Consider the following 19,114-nt stretch of genomic DNA (forward strand, 5'->3'; position numbering starts at 1 on the left):
AAACAAGCCACGGGAGGACCATGCTGAAGGAGTTTGAACGTTGGGAAGTGCTGGTCCAGGAGGAACAGCGCGTTGGAGTGCTCTACCGTTCCCTTGAATCCAACGTCTTGCTCACCCGCATCCTCATCGAGGACGGGGTGGAACCGTACAAGGCAGAGTCCCGGGTCCACCTCGACGCCCCGGCCGAGACCTGGGAGGTGAGCTGGTACAAGGACCTGGGCCTGGACCAGGCCGCCTTGATGCGCCGTGAGGCCCAAGGACTGCCGGCGAGCTCAATGCCAAGCTTCGGGGACGTATTGATGCTGATGAAGGCCGTCGAGTCCCCGGAAAAAACCGTGGCGTACTGGAGGCTGAACGAGTCCGCCCCCGAGACCCACCAGCTGGCAAAGGCGCTCCCCGCCGAACCAAACGCCACGATCCAACGGGTCGGGCAAGCCGAGCAGTGGTCGGGCCGGAACGGAAGCGCGATCTTGACCCTCCGCTTCGAATCCCGGGTCGACGGGGTGTTGGTGGCAACCCATTGGATCAACAAGGACAACGAGTTGGTGCGGACCCAATGGGGCGAAAGCCTCAACAGCTATCGCGTTCCCGGTGATCCCAGCGAGGCGGGTTGGCTCTCGCTCTCGGGCCTGGGTGAGGGGACCGTCGAGTTCATGACCCGGGGCTTTGGCACCCAAACCTAGGGGTTTTCTAATAGCCGCGGGAGGATTCCGGCAGCGTTGTCGAGGACTCGAGTGTTGCAATGAACTGATCGCTCGTGGCGGGGGTGGAAAACATCGGGTAGTTGAAGCGCACCGAGGATTCACCTTCCTCAACGGAGTTTGCGGCAACGGCATCGGTGAGTGTCACGACCTTGAAGCCGCGCTCGTAGGCGGAGCGCATTGTCGATTCAACGCCGCGATTGGTCAGGAACCCGGCAAACACCACCTTGTTGATGCCCTTGGAACGCAGGATGAAATCCAGGTTGGTGCTGCCAAAGGCGTCCAGTCCGCGTTTGCCCTCGATCACGATATCCTTGGGCTCCGGGGCGAAGCGTTCATCGAAGTCTGCGCCCCATTGGCCCTTCACAAAGGCGGTCACGTCCACCACGCCCTTAAGGATCCCATAGGGGTGCGAAGAGATCTCGTTCTAGCCTGGAGCGATACTGATGGGGGAGTGGATCACCGTGGCCCCGTGTTCGCGAGCGGCCTCCAGGACCTTGGTGGCGTTCTCCATCGTGGAGTTTGCCGCCATGGAGCCCTTGACTGCATCGTGCAGGAATCCTCCGGGGAAGTGGAATCGTTCTGGAACTCGATGAACACCACCGCTGTGGACTCGTTGGTCCTGGGTGGGCAACTCCTTAAAGGCAGGCTGCGGGGGTGGACCCGTTGGTGACCCCGCCGCCCACGTACCTATTGCGCATCCGGCGGCAAGGGAAGAGCCACGCGCAGGGAAGCCGGCAGCCCTAGACGTAGATCAGGACGTCCTCGCCGTTGATCTCGGCCGCGAAACGTTCAAGGGCATCGCGTGCCGGACCGGCCATGGCCTTGCCGTCGGAGGGTTCGAAGGAAGAGCCGTGGCAGGGGCAGTAGAAGTCTTCGCCCTTGGGTGCCTTGGTGGTCACTGCGCACCCCTGGTGGGTGCAGATGGCGGTGTACGCCAATACCGATTCCTTGGTGGGGCGAAAGAGCAGGAAACCTGCCTCCTTGCCGGTGTCATCACCCCGGGTGCGCTTGGCCGCCACCGACAGGCGTGCGCCCACGGGCAGCTCCCTGGTGGTTGCAACGATGGTGGCCTCGCCTTCGGGCTCGGGCGGGGCCGACGGCTCGTTGTTCGGTGCGGCGGAGGACCCGTCGCCGCAGGCGGCCAAGGCCAGGGTGGCACTTGCCGCCACGGTGGTTCCGACAAAGGCGCGGCGGGTGCAGTCAGGGATAGGCAAACTCATGAAACCAATCATTCCATGCACGGGCGCAACCGCCCGGCAGCAGTGGGTGCGACGTCACTTACAGCGCTCCACGGATGCCGGCCGTCCCGGGGAATGCCTAGAGGAAGAGCGTGATCTCCTTGCCGTGGACCTGCGTTGCATAGCGCTCCAAGGACTTCGGGGCCGGCCCCTGGGTTACCGACCCGTCAAGCTTGGAGTACTCCGATCCGTGGCAGGGGCACTTGAACGTGGTCCCGCTTCCGGTGCCGACCTTGCACCCCTGGTGCGTACACACCGAAGTGTAAGCAAGCACGGTGGACTCGTCCGGTCGGTAAAGCAGGTAATTGTGGCCGTTGACGCTCACCGAAGCGCTGCCCTTGACCGGAAGCTTGTCCAGTTCCAGTGCGTCGAAGGCCTTGCCTGTCGGCTCGGGGACTTTCTGGCCATCCTTGCCGGATCCGCACGAAACCAAAGTCACTGAGACCCCGGCCATTAAGGAGGCCTCAAGAACCGTTCTGCGCGAGGGCGAGAGTTCGATGTGATGTCTCATATCCACAGTGTCGCGCACTTCGCTGCCAAGGTCGATGGGAGGGCTGCCGGGCAAGGTGAAGGCCGGGTGATCACCGAAGCCATCACCCGGCCTTCACGGATCGGTGAAACCGCGATCAGTGCTGGTGGAACTTCTTGCCGTTGACCCTCTCGGAGGCCCCGACCTGGTCGAGGTACGGGGTGATGCCGCCCAGGTGCATTGGCCAGCCGGCACCCATGATCATGCACAGGTCGATATCCTCGGGACCCGCAACCACACCCTCGGCGAGCATCAACCCGATTTCCTGGGCCAACGCATCTTGGGTGCGCACGAGCAGTTCCTGCCCCGTGCTCGGGTTGTTCCCGAACTCCAGCAGCTCCAAGGTGGAGGCAGGGATCTTTTGGCCGCCGTCGGGGGTGGGTGCCCACAAAGACTTGATGCCGTGCTCGATCAGCACCTGCTGGTTCTTCGAGACGTGGAAGCGCTCGCCGAATGCTCCGTGCAGCGACTCGGAGACGTGGTTGGCCACGGGGATGCCGACCATGGCCAGCAGCGTGAACGGGCTCATGGGAAGACCCATGGGCCGCAGCGCGCCGTCCGCGACCGAAGCATCTGTGCCTTCGTCGAAGGCGTTGGCGATCTCGCCCATCAAACGCAGCAGGATCCTGTTGACCACGAATGCGGCCTCGTCCTTGACCAGTACGCTGGTCTTGCGCAGCGCCTTGCCCAGGGCAAAAGCGGTGGCCAAGGTGACGTCGTCGGACTTCTCTGCCCGCGCGATCTCCAGCAACGGCATCTGCGCCACGGGGTTGAAGAAGTGGAAGCCAACAAGGCGCTCGGGGTGCGCCAGGTCCCGGCCCATCTCGGTGACCGAGAGCGAGGAGGTGTTGGTGGCAAGGATGCACTCGGTGGAGACCACGGCCTCCACCTCGGCAAAGACCTGCTTCTTGACGGCAAGTTCCTCAAAGACCGCCTCGATGACGAAGTCGGCATCGGCGAAGGCCTCCTTGGACACCGAGCCGGTGACCAGCGCCTTGGTTCGGTTTGCGGCGTCGGAGGAAATGCGTCCCTTGGCCAGCTGCTTATCGACCTCTGAGTGGATGTGGGCCAGCCCATTTTCCACGCGTGCGGCGTCGATGTCCGTGATGACCACCGGGACCTTGATGTTCTTGGCGAAAAGCAGCGCCAGCTGTCCGGCCATGAGACCTGCACCGACAACGCCGACCTTGGTGACCGGACGGGCCAGCTTCTTGTCCGGGGCGCCGGCGGGACGCTTGGAGCGCTTCTGCACCAGGTCCAGGAATGCGTAGACGGTGTTGTGGAAGGCGTTGGTCTGCATCAGTTCGGTCAGTGCCGCGATTTCCAGCACCGCCGATTCCTTTTGCGTGATCGAGGCTCCGGCCTCGAAGACCTCAAGCACCTTGGCCGGTGCCGGTGCGGCGTTGGAGATCTTGGCTTCCACGAACGCGCGGGCCTTGTTTGCCGCGGCGCTCCAGCGTGCTGCCACCTCCGGGTTGCCCACGGGCTCGGCGGCGTTGGGCCGCGGCACCTCGGCGCCGCCCAGGATGCGATCGGCCCAGAGCAGGGACTGCTCGAGGAAATCTGCGGGCTCGAAGATGGTGTCGGCAATGCCGAGCTTTGCGGCGGTGACACCGTTGATCGAGCGGTTGTTGTTCAGTGGGTTTTCGATCATCACCGTCATGGCGGCCTCGGGGCCGATCAGGCGCGGGAGCCGGTAGACCCCGCCCCAACCGGGTACCAGCCCGATGAAGGCCTCGGGCAGGCCGATGCCGTTGGCGCCGGTGGAAACGGTGCGGTAGGTGCACGCCAGCGCGATCTCCAGGCCGCCACCGAGGGCAACACCGTTGATGAACGCAAAGCTCGGTACGCCGAGATCTGCCAGCATGTCGTAGCAGGCGTGTCCCAGGGTGGCCATGGCCGCACCGTTTTCAGCCGAGGCAAGGGACTTGACGCCGTTGAGGTCAGCGCCGGCCACCAGGAAATGCGGCTTTCCGGTGAGGGCCAGGCCCTGGATCTCGCCGTTGGCGGCACGCTGCTTTTGCTCTGTGAGCACGGCGTGGAGTTCCAGCAGGGTGTTGGGGCCCAGCGTGGTGGGCTTGGTGTGGTCAAACCCGTTGTCAAGGGTCAGTAGCGCGATCTTCTTCCCGCTGGGCAACACGGTGTCCTTGATCAGCGAGTGGGTGATGATCTCGTTGGGGACCAACGCTGCGAGGGAAGCGAAATGTTCAATGGTGCTCTGGTTCATGGCCTTAGGCATCCTTTCCGAAGTCTGCATGGTGCGGGTTTTCCCAGATGACGGTGCCGCCCATGCCCAGACCGATGCACATGGTGGTCAGGCCGTAGCGGACGCTGGGATCCTGCTCGAACTGGCGGGCCAGCTGGGTCATCAGGCGTACGCCCGAGGACGCCAGTGGGTGGCCCACGGCGATGGCGCCGCCGTAGCGGTTCACCCGCTCGTCGGTGTCCTTGATGCCGTAGTGGTCAAGGAAGGAGAGCACTTGGACGGCGAATGCCTCGTTGATCTCGAACAGCCCGACGTCTTCGATGCCAAGTCCGGCCTGGGCCAGTGCTTTCTCGGTGGCCGGGACCGGTCCGATGCCCATGACCGAGGGGTCGACCCCGGCGAAGGCGTAGGAGACCAGGCGCATCTTCACGTTCAGCCCAAGTTCCACCGCGGCCTCGGCGCTGGCCAGCACCGCTGCGGTCGCCCCGTCGTTCAGCCCGGCGGCGTTGCCTGCGGTGACCCGGCCGTGGGCGCGGAAGGGGGTGCGCAGCTCCGCCAAGGATTCCACGGTGGTGCCCGGACGCGGTGGTTCGTCGACGGTGTTCAGTGCGAAGCCCTCGCCGGGCCGGCGTGCCGCCACCGGAACGAGGTCCGGCTGGATGTCCCCGGAAGCGTATGCCGCTGCGAGCTTGGCCTGAGAGGCAGCCGCGTAGGCATCGGTGCGGTCCTTGGTGATCTCGGGGAAGCGGTCGTGGAGGTTTTCGGCGGTGTTTCCCATATTCAGTGCCGCGGGATCCACCAGGCGTTCGGACATGAAGCGCGGGTTCGGGTCGGCGCCTTCGCTCATCGGGTGGTTGCCCATGTGTTCGACACCGCCGGCGATGACCACGTCATAGGCACCAAAGGCGATGGACCCGGCAGTGGTTGTCACCGCCGTCATGGCTCCGGCGCACATCCTGTCGATGGCGAAGCCGGGGACCGACTGGGGCAGGCCGGCCAGCAGGGCGGCGGTGCGTCCGATGGTCAGGCCCTGGTCGCCGGTCTGTGTGGTGGCGGCGATGGCCACCTCGTCGACCCGTTCGGCAGGCAGCGACGGATTGCGGCGCATCAGATCGCGGATGCACTTCACGACGAGGTCGTCGGCGCGCGTGCCGTGGTAGATGCCCTTGTCTCCGGCCTTGCCGAAGGGGGTGCGGACACCGTCGACGAAGACGACGTCGCGGACCTTGCGCGCATTGCGCGTGTTCACTGGCTGGGGGCTCACCGGTACTCCTTGTGATCGGGATGGGGATGTGATCCAACCCATACGCTACTGGTGAGTAACTTATAGTGCAAGCGGAGCCACGCCCGGTGACCGGAATTCCTGCCCGTGGCGCGGTTAACGCTCGGCCAGTTCCTCCGGGTCAAGCAGTGCCACGGTGAGCAACGGACCCACCAACTCGACCTGCCACCGGCGGGCACCGAGTGAGCGCAACGTTTCGGAGACGGTGTCGAGGTCGATCTCCTCCGGCGGGCTCCAGCACAGCCGGCGCAGGGTGTCCGGGGTCAGCAGGTTTTCCGTGGGGATGTTCAACGACTCTGCGACACGGGCAACCCGTGCCCGTGCAGTGGCCAGGCGGGCGGCTGCCACCGGGTCCTTGTCGGCCCAGACCTTGGGCGGGGGAGGGGAGTTCGAGGGCACCTGGTTCGGCGGCAGGTCCTCGGTTGCGGCGGCGTCCTGGAGCGCGCGAAGCCACTTTGGGGCATCCTTTGCTGCCGAGCGGCCATGGAAACCTGGTGTCTTCAGCAGGGCTGGAACGCTCTTGGGCATGGCCTTGGCCGCGACAACCAGCGAGGAGTCAGGGATGAGCCGGCCCGGTGCCACGTCGCGGGTCTGGGCCAGGGACTCGCGGGTTTCCCATAGAGCGCGCACTGCGGCGAGGGTCCGGCGGTCACGGATCTGGTGCAGGCCAGAGGTACGGCGCCAGGGATCAACGCGCGGCAGTGCAGGAGGCGCGGTTCGCACGGCCTCGAATTCCTGCTCGGCGTACTCTAGCTTGCCGTCGGCTTCGAGCAGATTGATCAGTTCGATGCGCAGCTCATCGAGTACCTCGACGTCGAGCGCGGCGTAGCGCAGCCACGGCTCGGGCAGCGGGCGGGTGGACCAGTCAGCGGCCGAATGCTCCTTGGCAAGACGCAGCCCCAACAGCGACTCCACGGCCGGGCCCAGCCCAACGCGCGGCAACCCGGCAATACGGGCAGCAAGCTCGGTGTCGAAGAGCCGGGCGGGGGACATGCCAAGCTCGCGCAGGCAGGGAAGATCCTGGGAGGCGGCGTGCAGGATCCAGATCTCCTCACCGATGGCCTCCTGGATCTCGTCCAGGTTGGTGAAGGGGACCGGGTCGATCAGCCAACTGCCGGCCCCGGCACGGCGAAGCTGGATCAGGAAGGCACGTTGGCCATAGCGGAAACCCGATGCCCGTTCTGCGTCCACGGCCACGGGGCCGTTTCCGGCGGCAATGGCCCGTGCTGCGCGTTGCAAGCCCGGGACGGTTGTGATGACCTCGGGAACCCCGTCCCGCGGGGTGTCCAGCAGGATCGGTTCCGGTTGCTCCTGTTGCGGCTCAGCGGTCGGTGCCGGGTCCGTTTCCGGTGCGGCCGACGCGTGTTCGGCAGGGTTGCTGGTGGGCTTCGGTGCGTGTTCAATACGGGTCATGATGTACCGATTCTAATACCTGTCACCTGGACAGCGGGCGGCGCTCCGGTGCCCGGGCGTGGTTACGGGAAGGGCAGCCGGCGGAAAAGCAAAAAATCCGTTGTTGCCGCCGTGTTCAGATACAGCGGCTTCAGGAGTTGCGCAGGGACCAGGAACGACCACGTCGCAGGGACTTGGCAAGCCTGTCGACCGCGTGAGCGGATTCGGCTGTTCGAACATCGGAAAGGACCCCATCCCACGGTATAAGGTGAGAGTTTTTGCAGCGGACCCATGAAGGCCGCGAGTATCGGTGATGACGGGGAACTGCTCCTCAAGCCAATCGGCAGCATGGCTTCGCTGAGCGTCATTCTCGGAAAGGGCAACGGCACGGCCTTCAGAGATTGCGGAAAGGATTTAATGACGGATAAATCCCATGGTCCATCGCTCGCTCGCCATGGACCGTTCCTACGGACTACGCGGAGCCACCATGCGTCCGGGCATGGATTACCCCATGCATTGCGACGTACAAACAATTGCGTGCCGAGAAGTCGTGGTCGCAGCATTCATCGTGTTTTCCGGGGTGCGGTTCAGCACCGGGAATGTAGGGTGGCCACATGGCCCCGTCACTGACTGGTAGGCAACGTATGGCGCTATATGACACCGCAAACACGTGGGCGATGGATGACGAGTTCTTCCTGGGGTTTATCAACGAACGCCCTGCCAGCCGTGTACTTGGCTTGGGATGCGGTACGGGTCGGTCGACGCTGGCGGTCGCGGCTGCCGGCCATTGCGTTGTCGGCATCGATCCAGATTCCGAGGCACTTGCCGCTGCCCGAGGCAAACCCGAAGCAGGGAACGTGGACTGGGTTTCCGGAACCTCCGCGCAGATCCCTGAAGGGGAACTTTTCGACGTAGCAATCACGACCTCCCACGTGGCCCAGGCACTCAGCGATGATGTTGCCTGGGCGCGGACCCTTGGAGATCTCCACCGGACGCTCCTGCCCGGGGGGCGGTTGGTGGTCGACTCTCGAGATCCGGTGGCCCGGGCATGGGAGCGTTGGACTCCGGTCAATACACTCGGCACATGTACCCTGCTTGACGGTATTACGCTCGAGACCTGGATCGAATGCACTGAGCTGGAAGACGGATGCATAACGATGACCGGGCACCGCAGGCTTCGGAGGAATATCGAGGAAACCTACACCTCGGTCCTTGCCTTCCGAAGCGAGGCGCAGCTGCGTGAGGACATCGCAACAGCGGGGGTTCAGCATTGAACGAGTGAACGGCGGATGGAATGGAGAAGCCGTGGGCAGCCAACAGGGCGAGCTAATAGTCATCGCCGGGAAATGAAAAAGCAAGTCTGCCACACCGGAGTGTTGCCCCGACTGTCCAGCCAAAGGTTCCATTTTGGGACGCCACCGCTGTGGGGTAGCGGCTGATCTCGGTTGGTCACTCGAACGGTGCTGACTAAACACTCAGGCTTGGAGCGTCTCAACGAATCGGGCGACCAACAGGCCTATTTGTATCAAATTACGATTGAAGGGAGATCAAATGGTCGCTAATCTGGCAGTGAGTTTAATCGGCATAGTAATCGCGATTGGAACGTTGGCAATATTCCTAGGAGCAATTCTAAGTGTCGCCAAAGCAACTTGCCGCATAACCACAAACTTGTATGGTAGGAGCTATCTTCCTGCTTCCAATCGCCGCGCCCCTATATCGGATATTGGTTGAAAGAATTACGACACGGGATTCCAGGTTCGCCTCGTTTGTGTTTCCGGAACCGGTCACTCTCGGCGCAGTGGCAGTTGATTGGTTCCGGTTTCCCGGCCGTCGGAACTGTGCCGAAGGTACCCTATAAGGCATGAGCATCAACGTACAATCAACTGTCACCTTTGACAGCCAATTTGCCCGTGAACTTCCCGAGCTGGCCCATCCTTGGCAAGCGGACCAAGCCCCGGACCCTCGGCTGCTCGTTCTTAACGAGCAGCTGGCCATGGAACTGGGCTTTGACCCCGAGTCCCTGCGACACATCGAAGGTGTGCGACTGCTGATAGGCAACGCGCTACCCAGTGGTGCCACTCCCGTTGCCCAGGGCTATGCCGGCCATCAATTCGGCTCATATTCGCCGCGTCTGGGTGACGGCCGGGCTCTCCTGCTCGGTGAGGTTGCCGATGCCGAGGGCCGGCTTCGGGACATTCATCTCAAGGGTTCCGGACGCACGCCTTTTGCTCGCGGTGGTGACGGGCTCGCCACCGTCGGTCCAATGCTTCGTGAATACGTGGTCAGTGAGGCGATGCATGCGTTGGGTATTCCCACCACCCGCTCCCTGGCCGTGGTGGCGACAGGACGGTCGGTTAGCCGTGAAACCATGCTTCCCGGTGCAGTGCTTACCCGGGTGGCAACCAGCCATTTGAGGGTCGGCAGTTTTCAGTATGCCCGGGCAATGAACGACGAGGACCTGTTGCGTCGCCTCGCCGACCATGCGATGGCACGCCACTATCCCGACGCCGCGGAGACGGAGAACCCTTATCTTGCCCTGTTCGACGCGGTGGTTGCGGCCCAGGCATCGCTGGTTGCCCGGTGGATGCTGGTGGGTTTCATCCACGGCGTCATGAATACAGACAACACGACCATCTCGGCAGAGACGATCGACTACGGGCCGTGCGCATTCATGGACGCTTTCGACCCAGCTGCGGTATACAGCTCGATTGACGAAACCGGCCGCTATGCATACGGCAACCAGCCCGTGGTGGTGCAGTGGAATCTAGCCCGTCTTGCAGAGGCACTCTTACCGCTCTTCCACGAGGACCAGGAACAGGGCGTTGCACTTGCACAGGAATCGCTCGGCACCTTCAACAGCCAGTACAGCGCCGAGTGGCTGGCCGGAATGAAGACCAAGCTCGGCCTGGACTGCGGAATCGACGATGAAACAGCTACGTCATTGACCGCGGAACTCTCGGCTCTCCTGCAAGAAAGCCACGTGGACTACACATCCTTCTTCCGGAATCTGGGCACGGCCGCGCGAGGTGACGCCGAGTCCGCGCGGTCCATGTTCTCCGGTCCGTCCACTTTCGATGCCTGGATGGAGCGCTGGCGGGCACTGGTTCCGGACGCGGATTTGATGGACCGGACCAACCCTATTTACATCCCGCGGAACCACCTCGTGGAGCAGGCTCTCGCTGCCGCCGTCGAGGGTGACATGAAACCGTTCTCGCAGCTCTTGGATGCGGTCACCGAACCCTACCAAAAGCGTTCCGGCCTTGGCCGATACGCGGCCCCGGCGCCGGAAGGCTTCGGTCCCTACCGGACATTCTGCGGAACCTGAGCCCCCTTGGGTCCATAGTGTTCCTGCCCGCGGCAATCGATTCCTGCCGGGGCAGGGAACCGTCGCGTTGCCCTCAAGAAGTGTTCAGCTTCCACTTGGCGTACATTGTGGAATAAGTCGGTGCAGTCCGTGATCGCGGCGAACCCGAACGCTTGCACGACGCCGGTGGTGACGTACCAGATTCATCGCCGGCGGTTTCCTGGCAGCTGTCGTGTCCCGGGATGATTGCGAGTGACGAGGTTGATCCGCTCGTCGTTCTCAGCCCGACTGCCGCGGAAATGCGCTGTGACCGATGGCTGTTCAGGAGCCGGCACGGAGAACCCGGTGCCCCGCAGACCACTCTCATCCATGCCACTTGGGCGTCGAACCTCCGAGGAATGCGCTGGGCGGCCCTAGGAAAGCCGGCGATGCGGCAGGGCCGTGACACCGCTGGGCAAAGGAGGCAATCCGGCGAAGGTGCAGACCATGTCGGCCCATGCCTCAAGATGTGTGGAGATATCGTGGTCCCCGGGGGTCCAGGAGGCCCGCAATTCGATGTCGATGGTTTCGCTGCGCTCGGACAGGGTGCCGTAGCTTTCGGAGAGGACCCGGGTGGTGGTCCCGCCGGCCTGCCGGTAGCTGGCGTTTGATTCGTTCAGTGCGTCAAGCAACCAGGTCCAGGCAACCGAACCCAGCATCGTGTCGTTGCCCATTTCCGGTTCCATGCGGGCGCGGATGTAGGTGACGATACGGAAGGTCCCGTCCCAGAGGGCTGATCCCGCAGGGTCGTGCAGCAACACGAACCGGCCGGTGGCCAGTTCCTCCGCTGGTTGCGCGGATTCCGCAGCGGCTTTGCGTCCCAAGCGTTCGTGGACATCGGCGGAAAGGGCCAGTGCATAGGGTGCAAGCCGTGCCGGCGCGGGGATCTCCTGGAGGTGGATCTCGCGTCGGCAGCTGGAACGTCGAACGGCCGCCAGTGCGTCGAGAAACGCTGGCGGCACTGCTTGGACGGGTCCGTTTGAAGTCACATGGCGAGTCTAAAGTGTGCTCGTGGCCACTGTGCTTGCGGCACGCCGACAGGGCTGGTGCGTGTTAAGCCCCGGCCCTGTCGGCGTGGCCGGGGAAGGCCTACTGTGCAGCAAGTTCCTGTTTGAGCGCGGCGATGAAGGAATCGACGTCCTCCTCGGTGGTGTCAAAGGAGCACATCCAGCGCACTTCCCCGGCACTGCGGTCCCAGTCGTAGAAGCGGAAGCGTTCACGCAACCTGTCGGCAACGGCGTTGGGCAATGATGCGAACACGCCGTTGGACTGCGTGGGGTAGACAAGGTCCACCCCGTCGGTTTCCTGGACCGCGGTGGAGAGCTTGGCTGCCATGGCGTTGGAATGCGAGGCCGATCTCAGCCACAGGTCGGTGCCGTAGAGCGCGAGCAACTGGGCGGAGACGAACCGCATCTTCGAGCCCAGCTGCATGTTCATCTTGCGCAGGTACTTCATCGACTCCGCCGGGCCCTCGGAAAGGGCCACGATCCCTTCACCGGACATGATGCCGTTCTTGGTGCCCCCAAGGGAGAGGATGTCGATTCCGGTACCCGTTGTCATTTCGCCCAGCCCCACGCCCAGTGACGCGGCGGCGTTGGAGATCCGTGCCCCGTCCATGTGGACGCGCATTCCAAGGCCGTGTGCGTGCTCGGTGATGGCCCGCAGCTCCTTCAGCGTGTATAACGTGCCCAGCTCGGTGGACTGAGTGATGGAGACGGCCAGCGGCTGGGCGCGGTGCTCGTCGCCCCAGCCCCAGGCTTCCATGTCGATGAGCTCGGGGGTGAGCTTGCCGTCGGGGGCGGGGACCGGCAGCAGTTTCATGCCTCCGACGCGTTCCGGTGCGCCGTTCTCATCGACGTTGATGTGGGCGCTTGCCGCGCAAACGACGGCACCCCAGCGCGGCAGCAACGACTGCAGTGCGATGACGTTGGCGCTGGTGCCGTTGAACACCGGGAAGATTGTTGCACCGTCCCCGAAATGTCCGGCGATGACGCGTTCAAGTTCCTGGGTGTACTGGTCTTCGCCGTAGGCGACCTGGTGCCCGCCGTTGGCGTCGGCCAGGGCCGCCAGGACCTCTGGGTGGACGCCCGAGTAGTTGTCCGAGGCAAAACCGCGTACGGAGGGATCATGGATCGAAGAGGTCATGGGTGGTGTGTCCTAACTGTGGAGGTGGACGGTGTGAAGGGCGTGCACGCGCGGCAACGGGGCCGCACATGGAAATCTACAGGGTCGGCAGGTGGATCCGTGCGCCGTTGAGCTGCGCGGCGTCGGCGGTGAACAGTGACACAGCAGCATCGCCCAGCGCGGTGACGTCTGTGAACCCGGCGGTCTTGGACTCTGGTTTCGCCGCACGTGTTGCCTCGTCCGTGAAGGCCTTGATGACCCAGCACACCGCGGCGGCCCGTTGGGGGACCGGGTCGGTCTTGTTTGCGGACTGGGCGGTGCGCAGCTCCGCGGCGACCGAACGCATCCAGGCCTCGGCGCCGGCCTTGGCCGATGAGTAGTTGGCGTTGGAGCCGGTGGGTGAATCAACTGCGGTGGCCGAGACGATGGCAACGCGGCCACGGCCAGAGGCCACCAGATCGTCGCGGAACACCCGTGTGGTGTTGCGCAAGGTGGTGATGACCTGGGTGTGCAGGAACTCGGCGTCTTGGTCGCTCTGCCCGGACAGTCCCTTGCCGCCGCGCCAGCCCCCGACCAGGTGCAGCAACCCGTCGATGGGACCGCGCTCGTTGTCGATGAGCTGGTGCAGCTCGGTGACCGCTGCGTGGTTGGCCAGATCCACCTCGTAGCGTCCGTGGACGAAAGGCAGGCGTTCGGCGAGCCGCTGGGCATTGGAGCCGGCCGCCAACACCGTCGCTCCGGCCTTGCACAATGCGTGTGCCGTCGCGACTCCCGAGGCGGAAGTCGCCCCGGCAATCAGTACCGTCAGATCCGCCAAGTCAGCCATGAACCGATTCTAGCCTTCGTCCTTGTTGTGCCAAATGCCCTCGATGTCCGAGGCGCCCGTGATGCCGATGGTGGATTCAATGACAGGGCGCAGTTTCTTGCTCAGTGCCTCGTAGAACATCGACAGCGGGAACTCGTCGTCAAGGACCTGGTTGGTCATTTCACGCAGCGGTTCTGTGACCGGCAAGGCGTCCGGGCCCTTGGCCCAAACCGAGGCAGGGTGCGGGGTCAGCGTTTGCGAAACCAGGTCGTAGGCGGCTAGCCAGTGGGAGATCTTCGGGCGGTCGATCGAGCGCCAGTACAACTCATCGATGGCGTCTCCCAGTGCCGAAACGACCTCAGGGACCTGCTCCCAGTCGACGGTCAACTTGGTGTCGGTCCAGTGCAGCACGTGGTGCTGGTGCATCCAGGCGAAGAGCATCTGCCCGCCGAGCCCGTCGTAGTTGCGGGTGCGTGAACCGGTGATGGCGAAGCGGAAGATCCTATCGAAGATCACCGCGTACTGGACCAGCTTGGCGTGCTGGCGGGTACTGGGATCGGCGGTGGCATCGGACTGGATCTTGACGCATTCGCGGAATGCCGTGAGGTCGCAGCGCAGCTCCTCCAGCGAGTAGAGGAAGTAAGGCATGCGCTGCTTGATCATGAACGGGTCGAAGGGCAGGTCCCCGCGCATGTGGGTCCGGTCGTGGATCAGGTCCCACATCACGAAGGTCTCTTCGGTGAGGCCCTGGTCATCGAGCATGGCTGCGGCGTCTGCCGGCAATTTGAGGTTCGTGATCTGCGCTGCCGCTTTCAGCACCTTGCGGAAGCGTGCGGCCTCGCGGTCCTGGAAAATGGCGCCCCAGGTGAATGACGGGGTTTCCCGGATGGACACCGACTCGGGGAAAAGCACCGCGGAGTTGGTGTCATAACCCGGGGTGAAGTCCAGGAAGCGCAGCGGAACAAAAAGCTTGTTGGAGTAGTCCCCGGCTTCGAGTGCTGCGATGAAATCGGGCCAGATGACCTCCACGAGCACCGCCTCGAGCAGGCGGTCGGTTGATCCGTTCTGCGTGTACATCGGGAACAGCGCCAGATGGCGCAGGCCATCTTCTCGCGCAAGCTGGGGCTGGAAGGCGAGCAGCGCATCAAGGAAATCGGGGATGCCGAACCCGGTTTCTTCCCAGCGGGTCAGATCGGTGCCCAGCGCTTTGAAGTAGTCCGCGTCGTGCGGGAACTGTGGGGCCAAGGTCCGCAGCGCCTCGGTGATGCTGGTCAGCAGCTCGGTGGCACGCTTTTTGTCGGCCGCCTCGGGAACAGAGCCGTCCTGGACCTGGAGCCCCTGGAATGCGGTGGCTGCGGTCTTCAGTGCAAGCCAAGGCTCGGAGGAGACGAGCTCGTGGTTGGACAATGGCTTTGGAAGAGTTGCCTGTGACATTTTGGATACCCCTTTCGGTACGGCTGGACACGCAATGGTGGTTGGTGTCGTTCTGGCTTTCCAGCGTACAGAGGCGTCAACGTTGCTGACTGAAAACTGCTCTGAGCATTAGCAACACTGTCGCCTGGGGCGATACGTGTGGCGGCAAGGCCTACCCGCGGGGAATGCTTGGTTCCCCGCGGCCGCAAGCCGACGCCGGGGGCAGGACCAAAACCTGCCTCTGGTCAGGCTGTCTTCAGCCTCAATGACACCGAATTCATGCAGTAACGCTGGTCGGTGGGGGTGTTGAAGCCTTCGCCCTCAAAAACGTGGCCCATATGTGAATCGCAGGCGGCACAAAGCACCTCGATGCGAACCGCACCCATGGAGGCATCGCGGATGTACTTCACCCGGTCCTCGGCCAGCGGGGCGAAGAACGAAGGCCAACCGCAGCTTGCATCGAACTTGGCGCTTGAGGTAAAGAGCTCGGAACCGCAGGCGCGGCATTCATAGATCCCCTCGGTGGTGGTGTCCCAATACTCCCCGGTGAAGGGGCGCTCGGTACCCGCCTTGCGAAGGACCTTGTATTCTTCCCGGGTCAGTTCCCTGCGCCACTGGTCATCGCTCTTGGCGACCTGGGGAGAGGACGGCGTGCTGGATTCTTCTGGTGTCTGGTTTGCATTCACATAACGCACAACACTCCAGGCCCCGCGGTCATTCCCGATTTTTCGGGAAAAGCACGGGTCTTCTCGGGCGCCCGGAGCAGTGCGGGTAACTTTTTGGGCCTTCAAAACGCGAACCTGGCCCCGTTGTTTGCAATGATGGTAGGCATGAAGGAAAACCTCTCCCCGAAGTCCCGCCCTGCACCCTCGGCAGGCAAAGGCCTGAGCTGGGCGCTGCTGGGCGTGGGCGTCGGCGCGGCGGCCGGATCCTTATTTGCCGGCAGCGTCTCGGCGCTGGGCGCCTATTTCGCCCGACGTGTGGTCACCCCCGATGCCGTGCCGGACCAAAGCCTGGAAATCCTCGCACTGGTGCCCACCTCGGAGGGCCACGACGTGATCCTCCCGGCGAACAAGGATTCCACGGCACCGGGGAGGTATTCTCTGCTTTTCACGTCCGACACCGGCCATGCACGCCTGGGCGAGCCCAAGGGCTACCGGCTCGGGGACGGAACCGTGACCCGGGCCGTGGAGAAGGTCTACTACGGGGAGATCTCCACCGCAGTGCGCGGCAGGCTCTCCGGGCTCGTCTATGACTCGCCCGCGGACCTGGGCCTCATCCACAAGGACGTGGAGATCCCGATCATGGGCGGCATGGCCCCGGCCTGGCACGTTCCCGGGGACTCCCGTGCGACGATATGGGCCATCTGCGTCCACGGCCGAGGTGCCACCCGCAAGGAGACGTTGCGCGCACTGCCGGTGCTCAAGCGCCTCGGACTCAGCTCACTGCTGGTTTCCTACCGTAACGACGGTGTCGCCCCCGCGGCGATCGATGGCCGCTATGGGCTCGGGGCCACCGAATGGCCCGACATCGAAGCGGCCATCGACTACGCGTTGGGCCAGGGCGCGCAGGAGATCCTGCTCTTCGGCTGGTCGATGGGTGGAGCGATCGTGCTGCAAGTGGCCGACAAGTCGCGCCATGCACGCAGGATCAGCGCATTGGTGCTTGATGGTCCGGTGATCAACTGGATCGACGTGCTCTCGCACCAGGCCAAGGCAAACCGGCTTCCCGAGGCTGTGGGCAAGCTGGGCCAATGGTTGCTGGGCAACAAGGCCGGGCGCTGGATGACGGGGCTTGCCGCACCGTTGGACCTGAAGATCCTGAACTGGGTGGAGCGCTACGACCAGCTGCGCTTTCCCGCCCTGATCCTGCACAGCGAGGACGACGACTTCGTGCCGATCGGGCCCTCTGAGCAGCTGGCGGCACTGAACCCGCAAATGGTGGCGCTGTGCCGCTTCAGCAGGGCCGGGCATACCCGTGAATGGAACGTCGACCCACAGCGCTGGGAAGCCGAGATCACCGCATTTATCAACGGTGTCGTCAACGCCCCGCGTCCGGGAGACGATGCGGCCGGGCACATCTAGCGGCTGGCGATGGGTGCGAACAGGGCCCCGGTCAAACGTTGCAGGTCGGCCGGTGCCAGTTCAATCTCCAACCCTCGGTGTCCACCGGAAACGTAGATCTTCCCCATTTCCATTGCACTGGCATCGATCACCGTGCGCGAGGGATTGCGCTGGCCCAACGGTGAAATCCCGCCACGCACGTATCCGGTGCGTCGCTCAGCTGCAGCGGGATCGGCCATCTCGACCTTCTTCAATCCCAACGCCGCGGCCATGGACTTCAAATCAAGGGACCGGTCCACCGGCACGATGCCCACTGCCAGCGCGGCCGCCCCGGCTTCGCCCGTTGCCACCAGCAATGTCTTGAATACCATGCCGGGTTCGACACCCAGGAGCTCGGCGGCCTCCAGTCCGTAACTACCCGCCGAGGGCGCGTGGAAATAGATGTGCACCTTGTAGGGGACCGACTCTCGATCCAGCAACACCGTCGCCGGGGTGCCGGTGGAATGTGCGTGCTTCTTGCTGGCCATTGGATGGAGGGACCTTTCGCTGTTCTCCGGGGGTGTTAACGGGAAATGGGCGCCGGCCGAAGCCGGCGCCCAAGGCATCGAAGTGGTTTCGTCCCTAGCCTTCGGCCGCGGCGAGACGCTCGCTGACCTGTCGTTTGATCCGCCCCAGCATCGCGCTCATGCCCCGTAGCCGCAAGGGCGTCAGCGCCCGGGTCAGGCCCAACTGGTTGGGCATGTCATCGGGGACGGCAAGGACCTGTGCGGCCGGCAATCCATCAAGCCCCTCATGCAGCACCGAGGCGAACCCGCGGGTGGTCGGTGCCTCTGGCGGAGCCGAGAAGAAGAGCGAAACCTTGTGTTCCCCGGCCGGCTCGACCTCGATGGCCAGGAACAGCGGGGTCTGGCATTCCACAACCTGCTCCAGCAGGTCCGGGTGTTCGGCGAAGCGCGCCGGGAGCTCGGGAAGCTCGTCGGAGAAGTCAAGGAGCATCTCCAGGCGTTCGGGTTCGGTGACGGACTGGAAGTCCTCGACGATCTCGATCAGTGCCTGTGGCATTTCATTCATGCGCCTAGGCCCCGAATCCCGCAGGAACGGCACCGGGCTCGGCGCCCTTCACGATCGGCACGCGGACCGCGTTGCCCCATTCGGTCCAGGAACCGTCGTAGTTGCGCACGTTTTCGAATCCGAGCAGGAACTGCAAGGCAAACCAGGTGTGGCTGGAACGCTCGCCAATGCGGCAATAGGCAATGATGTCATCACCCGGGGCCAGCCCGGCCTCGTCGAGGTAGATGGCTTCGAGTTCGGCACGCGGCTTGAATGTTCCGTCTTCGGCTGCGGCGCGGGCCCACGGCACGGAGGCCGCCGAGGGGATGTGGCCGCCGCGAAGCGCACCTTCCTCCGGGTAGGAAGGCATGTGCGTGCGTTCGCCGGTGTATTCCTCGGGGGACCGCACATCGATCATTGGCTTGCCAAAGTGCTCAAGCACCTCGGGCAGGAAGGCGCGGATGACAGAATCGTCGCGTTCGATGACCGGGTAGCTGGCAGGGGTGATGGCTGGCTTCTCGCGGGTGACCTCGCGGCCCTCGGCGATCCACTTGTCACGGCCGCCATTGAGCAACCGGACATCCTCGTGGCCGAACAAGGTGAAGACCCACAGTGCGTAGGCCGCCCACCAGTTGGACTTGTCGCCGTAAACCACGACGGTCGAATCGCGGCTGATGCCCTTGGCGGCCATCAATGCGGCGAAGCCCTCGCCATCGACGTAATCACGGGTGTCCTCGTCATTGAGCTCGGTGTGCCAGTCGACCTTGACCGCTCCGGGGATGTGGCCGCTGTCGTAGAGCAGGATGTCTTCGTTTGATTCGACAATGACAAGTCCCGGGGTGGACAGGTTGTCCGCCAGCCACTGCGTGGACACCAGCCGTTCGGGGTGGGCGTAGTCGGCGAATGCTGGATTGGAGTCGATGGGCAGGCTCATGGTTGATTGACCTCGCAACAAAAAATGGGGG

At 63.7% G+C, this 19,114-nt stretch carries 18 protein-coding genes; 4 read left to right on the plus strand and 14 right to left on the minus strand.

The features are described 5' to 3' along the window. The first annotated feature begins 20 nt into the window (after positions 1 to 20). Positions 21 to 683 (plus strand): hypothetical protein, encoded by a 663-nt coding sequence (locus ABEA12_RS09985; protein ID WP_210101121.1) that lies wholly within the window; start codon positions 21 to 23, stop codon positions 681 to 683. Positions 684 to 690: 7 nt separating this feature from the next. Here the strand turns inward: ABEA12_RS09985 and ABEA12_RS09990 are convergent, their stop codons facing one another. The 6 genes from ABEA12_RS09990 to ABEA12_RS10015 all read right to left on the minus strand — a co-directional run bounded on the left by ABEA12_RS09990 (position 691) and on the right by ABEA12_RS10015 (position 7,372). Further along, complete coding sequence (locus tag ABEA12_RS09990) at positions 691 to 1,080, minus strand: cysteine hydrolase family protein (RefSeq protein ID WP_210101120.1); 390 nt, start codon at positions 1,078 to 1,080, stop codon at positions 691 to 693. Between the two features lie 364 nt (positions 1,081 to 1,444). Then, the gene (locus tag ABEA12_RS09995) at positions 1,445 to 1,924 is read right to left on the minus strand and encodes a QcrA and Rieske domain-containing protein (RefSeq protein WP_210101119.1); all 480 of its coding nucleotides are present in this window, start codon (positions 1,922 to 1,924) and stop codon (positions 1,445 to 1,447) included. Between the two features lie 97 nt (positions 1,925 to 2,021). Beyond that, positions 2,022 to 2,453, minus strand: coding sequence for a QcrA and Rieske domain-containing protein (locus ABEA12_RS10000; RefSeq protein WP_210101118.1), 432 nt, complete (start codon positions 2,451 to 2,453; stop codon positions 2,022 to 2,024). 115 nt (positions 2,454 to 2,568) lie between these two features. Next, complete coding sequence (locus tag ABEA12_RS10005) at positions 2,569 to 4,698, minus strand: 3-hydroxyacyl-CoA dehydrogenase NAD-binding domain-containing protein (protein ID WP_210101117.1); 2,130 nt, start codon at positions 4,696 to 4,698, stop codon at positions 2,569 to 2,571. Between the two features lie 4 nt (positions 4,699 to 4,702). Next, positions 4,703 to 5,941 carry a thiolase family protein gene (locus ABEA12_RS10010; RefSeq protein ID WP_210101116.1) on the minus strand — a complete coding sequence of 413 codons (1,239 nt, stop codon included), beginning with the start codon at positions 5,939 to 5,941 and terminating at the stop codon, positions 4,703 to 4,705. 114 nt (positions 5,942 to 6,055) lie between these two features. Continuing rightward, complete coding sequence (locus ABEA12_RS10015; RefSeq protein WP_210101115.1) at positions 6,056 to 7,372, minus strand: HRDC domain-containing protein; 1,317 nt, start codon at positions 7,370 to 7,372, stop codon at positions 6,056 to 6,058. Positions 7,373 to 7,965: 593 nt separating this feature from the next. Here ABEA12_RS10015 and ABEA12_RS10020 point away from each other — a divergent pair. Beyond that, complete coding sequence (locus ABEA12_RS10020) at positions 7,966 to 8,625, plus strand: class I SAM-dependent methyltransferase (RefSeq protein WP_345467928.1); 660 nt, start codon at positions 7,966 to 7,968, stop codon at positions 8,623 to 8,625. A gap of 587 nt (positions 8,626 to 9,212) precedes the next feature. Then, positions 9,213 to 10,676 (plus strand): protein adenylyltransferase SelO, encoded by a 1,464-nt coding sequence (locus tag ABEA12_RS10025; protein WP_210101114.1) that lies wholly within the window; start codon positions 9,213 to 9,215, stop codon positions 10,674 to 10,676. A 392-nt stretch (positions 10,677 to 11,068) separates the two neighbouring features. Here ABEA12_RS10025 and ABEA12_RS10030 read toward each other — a convergent pair whose 3' ends face one another. The 5 genes from ABEA12_RS10030 to msrB all read right to left on the minus strand — a co-directional run bounded on the left by ABEA12_RS10030 (position 11,069) and on the right by msrB (position 15,722). Then, positions 11,069 to 11,683: a DUF3000 domain-containing protein gene (locus ABEA12_RS10030; RefSeq protein ID WP_345467933.1), complete on the minus strand. Its 615-nt coding sequence runs from the start codon at positions 11,681 to 11,683 to the stop codon at positions 11,069 to 11,071. 100 nt (positions 11,684 to 11,783) lie between these two features. Next, positions 11,784 to 12,839 (minus strand): threonine aldolase family protein, encoded by a 1,056-nt coding sequence (locus ABEA12_RS10035; RefSeq protein WP_210101113.1) that lies wholly within the window; start codon positions 12,837 to 12,839, stop codon positions 11,784 to 11,786. Positions 12,840 to 12,915: 76 nt separating this feature from the next. Beyond that, on the minus strand, positions 12,916 to 13,644 hold the full coding sequence (locus ABEA12_RS10040; RefSeq protein ID WP_210101112.1) for an SDR family NAD(P)-dependent oxidoreductase: 729 nt from the start codon (positions 13,642 to 13,644) through the stop codon (positions 12,916 to 12,918). 9 nt (positions 13,645 to 13,653) lie between these two features. Then, positions 13,654 to 15,057 carry a DUF6421 family protein gene (locus ABEA12_RS10045; RefSeq protein ID WP_210101111.1) on the minus strand — a complete coding sequence of 468 codons (1,404 nt, stop codon included), beginning with the start codon at positions 15,055 to 15,057 and terminating at the stop codon, positions 13,654 to 13,656. Between the two features lie 224 nt (positions 15,058 to 15,281). Continuing rightward, positions 15,282 to 15,722: a peptide-methionine (R)-S-oxide reductase MsrB gene (gene msrB / locus ABEA12_RS10050; protein ID WP_210102580.1), complete on the minus strand. Its 441-nt coding sequence runs from the start codon at positions 15,720 to 15,722 to the stop codon at positions 15,282 to 15,284. A gap of 144 nt (positions 15,723 to 15,866) precedes the next feature. Between msrB and ABEA12_RS10055 the strand changes: the two genes are divergently transcribed. Beyond that, a complete protein-coding gene (locus ABEA12_RS10055; protein ID WP_345467938.1) occupies positions 15,867 to 17,120 on the plus strand; it encodes an alpha/beta hydrolase in 1,254 nt (417 codons plus the stop codon). On the opposite strand, the gene ybaK is transcribed toward ABEA12_RS10055, so the two are convergent. The 3 genes from ybaK to ABEA12_RS10070 all read right to left on the minus strand — a co-directional run bounded on the left by ybaK (position 17,117) and on the right by ABEA12_RS10070 (position 19,083). Further along, positions 17,117 to 17,626 (minus strand): Cys-tRNA(Pro) deacylase, encoded by a 510-nt coding sequence (gene ybaK / locus ABEA12_RS10060; protein WP_210101110.1) that lies wholly within the window; start codon positions 17,624 to 17,626, stop codon positions 17,117 to 17,119. The genes ABEA12_RS10055 and ybaK overlap by 4 nt on opposite strands. Positions 17,627 to 17,720: 94 nt before the next feature. Then, positions 17,721 to 18,161, minus strand: coding sequence for a SufE family protein (locus ABEA12_RS10065; protein WP_210102578.1), 441 nt, complete (start codon positions 18,159 to 18,161; stop codon positions 17,721 to 17,723). Positions 18,162 to 18,174: 13 nt separating this feature from the next. After that, positions 18,175 to 19,083 carry a sulfurtransferase gene (locus ABEA12_RS10070; protein WP_210101109.1) on the minus strand — a complete coding sequence of 303 codons (909 nt, stop codon included), beginning with the start codon at positions 19,081 to 19,083 and terminating at the stop codon, positions 18,175 to 18,177. Positions 19,084 to 19,114 lie beyond the last annotated feature (31 nt).

Source organism: Paeniglutamicibacter antarcticus, from assembly GCF_039544305.1.
Classification (GTDB): domain Bacteria; phylum Actinomycetota; class Actinomycetes; order Actinomycetales; family Micrococcaceae; genus Paeniglutamicibacter; species Paeniglutamicibacter antarcticus_C.

Bases quoted from the DNA above. Each gene is read 5' to 3' on its own strand.
- ABEA12_RS10055 (WP_345467938.1), top strand. From the start codon at position 15,867: ATGAAGGAAAACCTCTCCCCGAAGTCCCGCCCTGCACCCTCGGCAGGC.
- ABEA12_RS10065 (WP_210102578.1), bottom strand. From the start codon at position 18,161: ATGCCACAGGCACTGATCGAGATCGTCGAGGACTTCCAGTCCGTCACC.
- ABEA12_RS10035 (WP_210101113.1), bottom strand. From the start codon at position 12,839: ATGACCTCTTCGATCCATGATCCCTCCGTACGCGGTTTTGCCTCGGAC.
- ABEA12_RS10005 (WP_210101117.1), bottom strand. From the start codon at position 4,698: ATGAACCAGAGCACCATTGAACATTTCGCTTCCCTCGCAGCGTTGGTC.
- ABEA12_RS10070 (WP_210101109.1), bottom strand. From the start codon at position 19,083: ATGAGCCTGCCCATCGACTCCAATCCAGCATTCGCCGACTACGCCCAC.
- ABEA12_RS10025 (WP_210101114.1), top strand. From the start codon at position 9,213: ATGAGCATCAACGTACAATCAACTGTCACCTTTGACAGCCAATTTGCC.
- ABEA12_RS09995 (WP_210101119.1), bottom strand. From the start codon at position 1,924: ATGAGTTTGCCTATCCCTGACTGCACCCGCCGCGCCTTTGTCGGAACC.
- ybaK (WP_210101110.1), bottom strand. From the start codon at position 17,626: ATGGCCAGCAAGAAGCACGCACATTCCACCGGCACCCCGGCGACGGTG.
- ABEA12_RS10000 (WP_210101118.1), bottom strand. From the start codon at position 2,453: ATGAGACATCACATCGAACTCTCGCCCTCGCGCAGAACGGTTCTTGAG.
- ABEA12_RS10040 (WP_210101112.1), bottom strand. From the start codon at position 13,644: ATGGCTGACTTGGCGGATCTGACGGTACTGATTGCCGGGGCGACTTCC.
- ABEA12_RS10015 (WP_210101115.1), bottom strand. From the start codon at position 7,372: ATGACCCGTATTGAACACGCACCGAAGCCCACCAGCAACCCTGCCGAA.
- ABEA12_RS10045 (WP_210101111.1), bottom strand. From the start codon at position 15,057: ATGTCACAGGCAACTCTTCCAAAGCCATTGTCCAACCACGAGCTCGTC.
- ABEA12_RS09985 (WP_210101121.1), top strand. From the start codon at position 21: ATGCTGAAGGAGTTTGAACGTTGGGAAGTGCTGGTCCAGGAGGAACAG.
- ABEA12_RS10020 (WP_345467928.1), top strand. From the start codon at position 7,966: ATGGCCCCGTCACTGACTGGTAGGCAACGTATGGCGCTATATGACACC.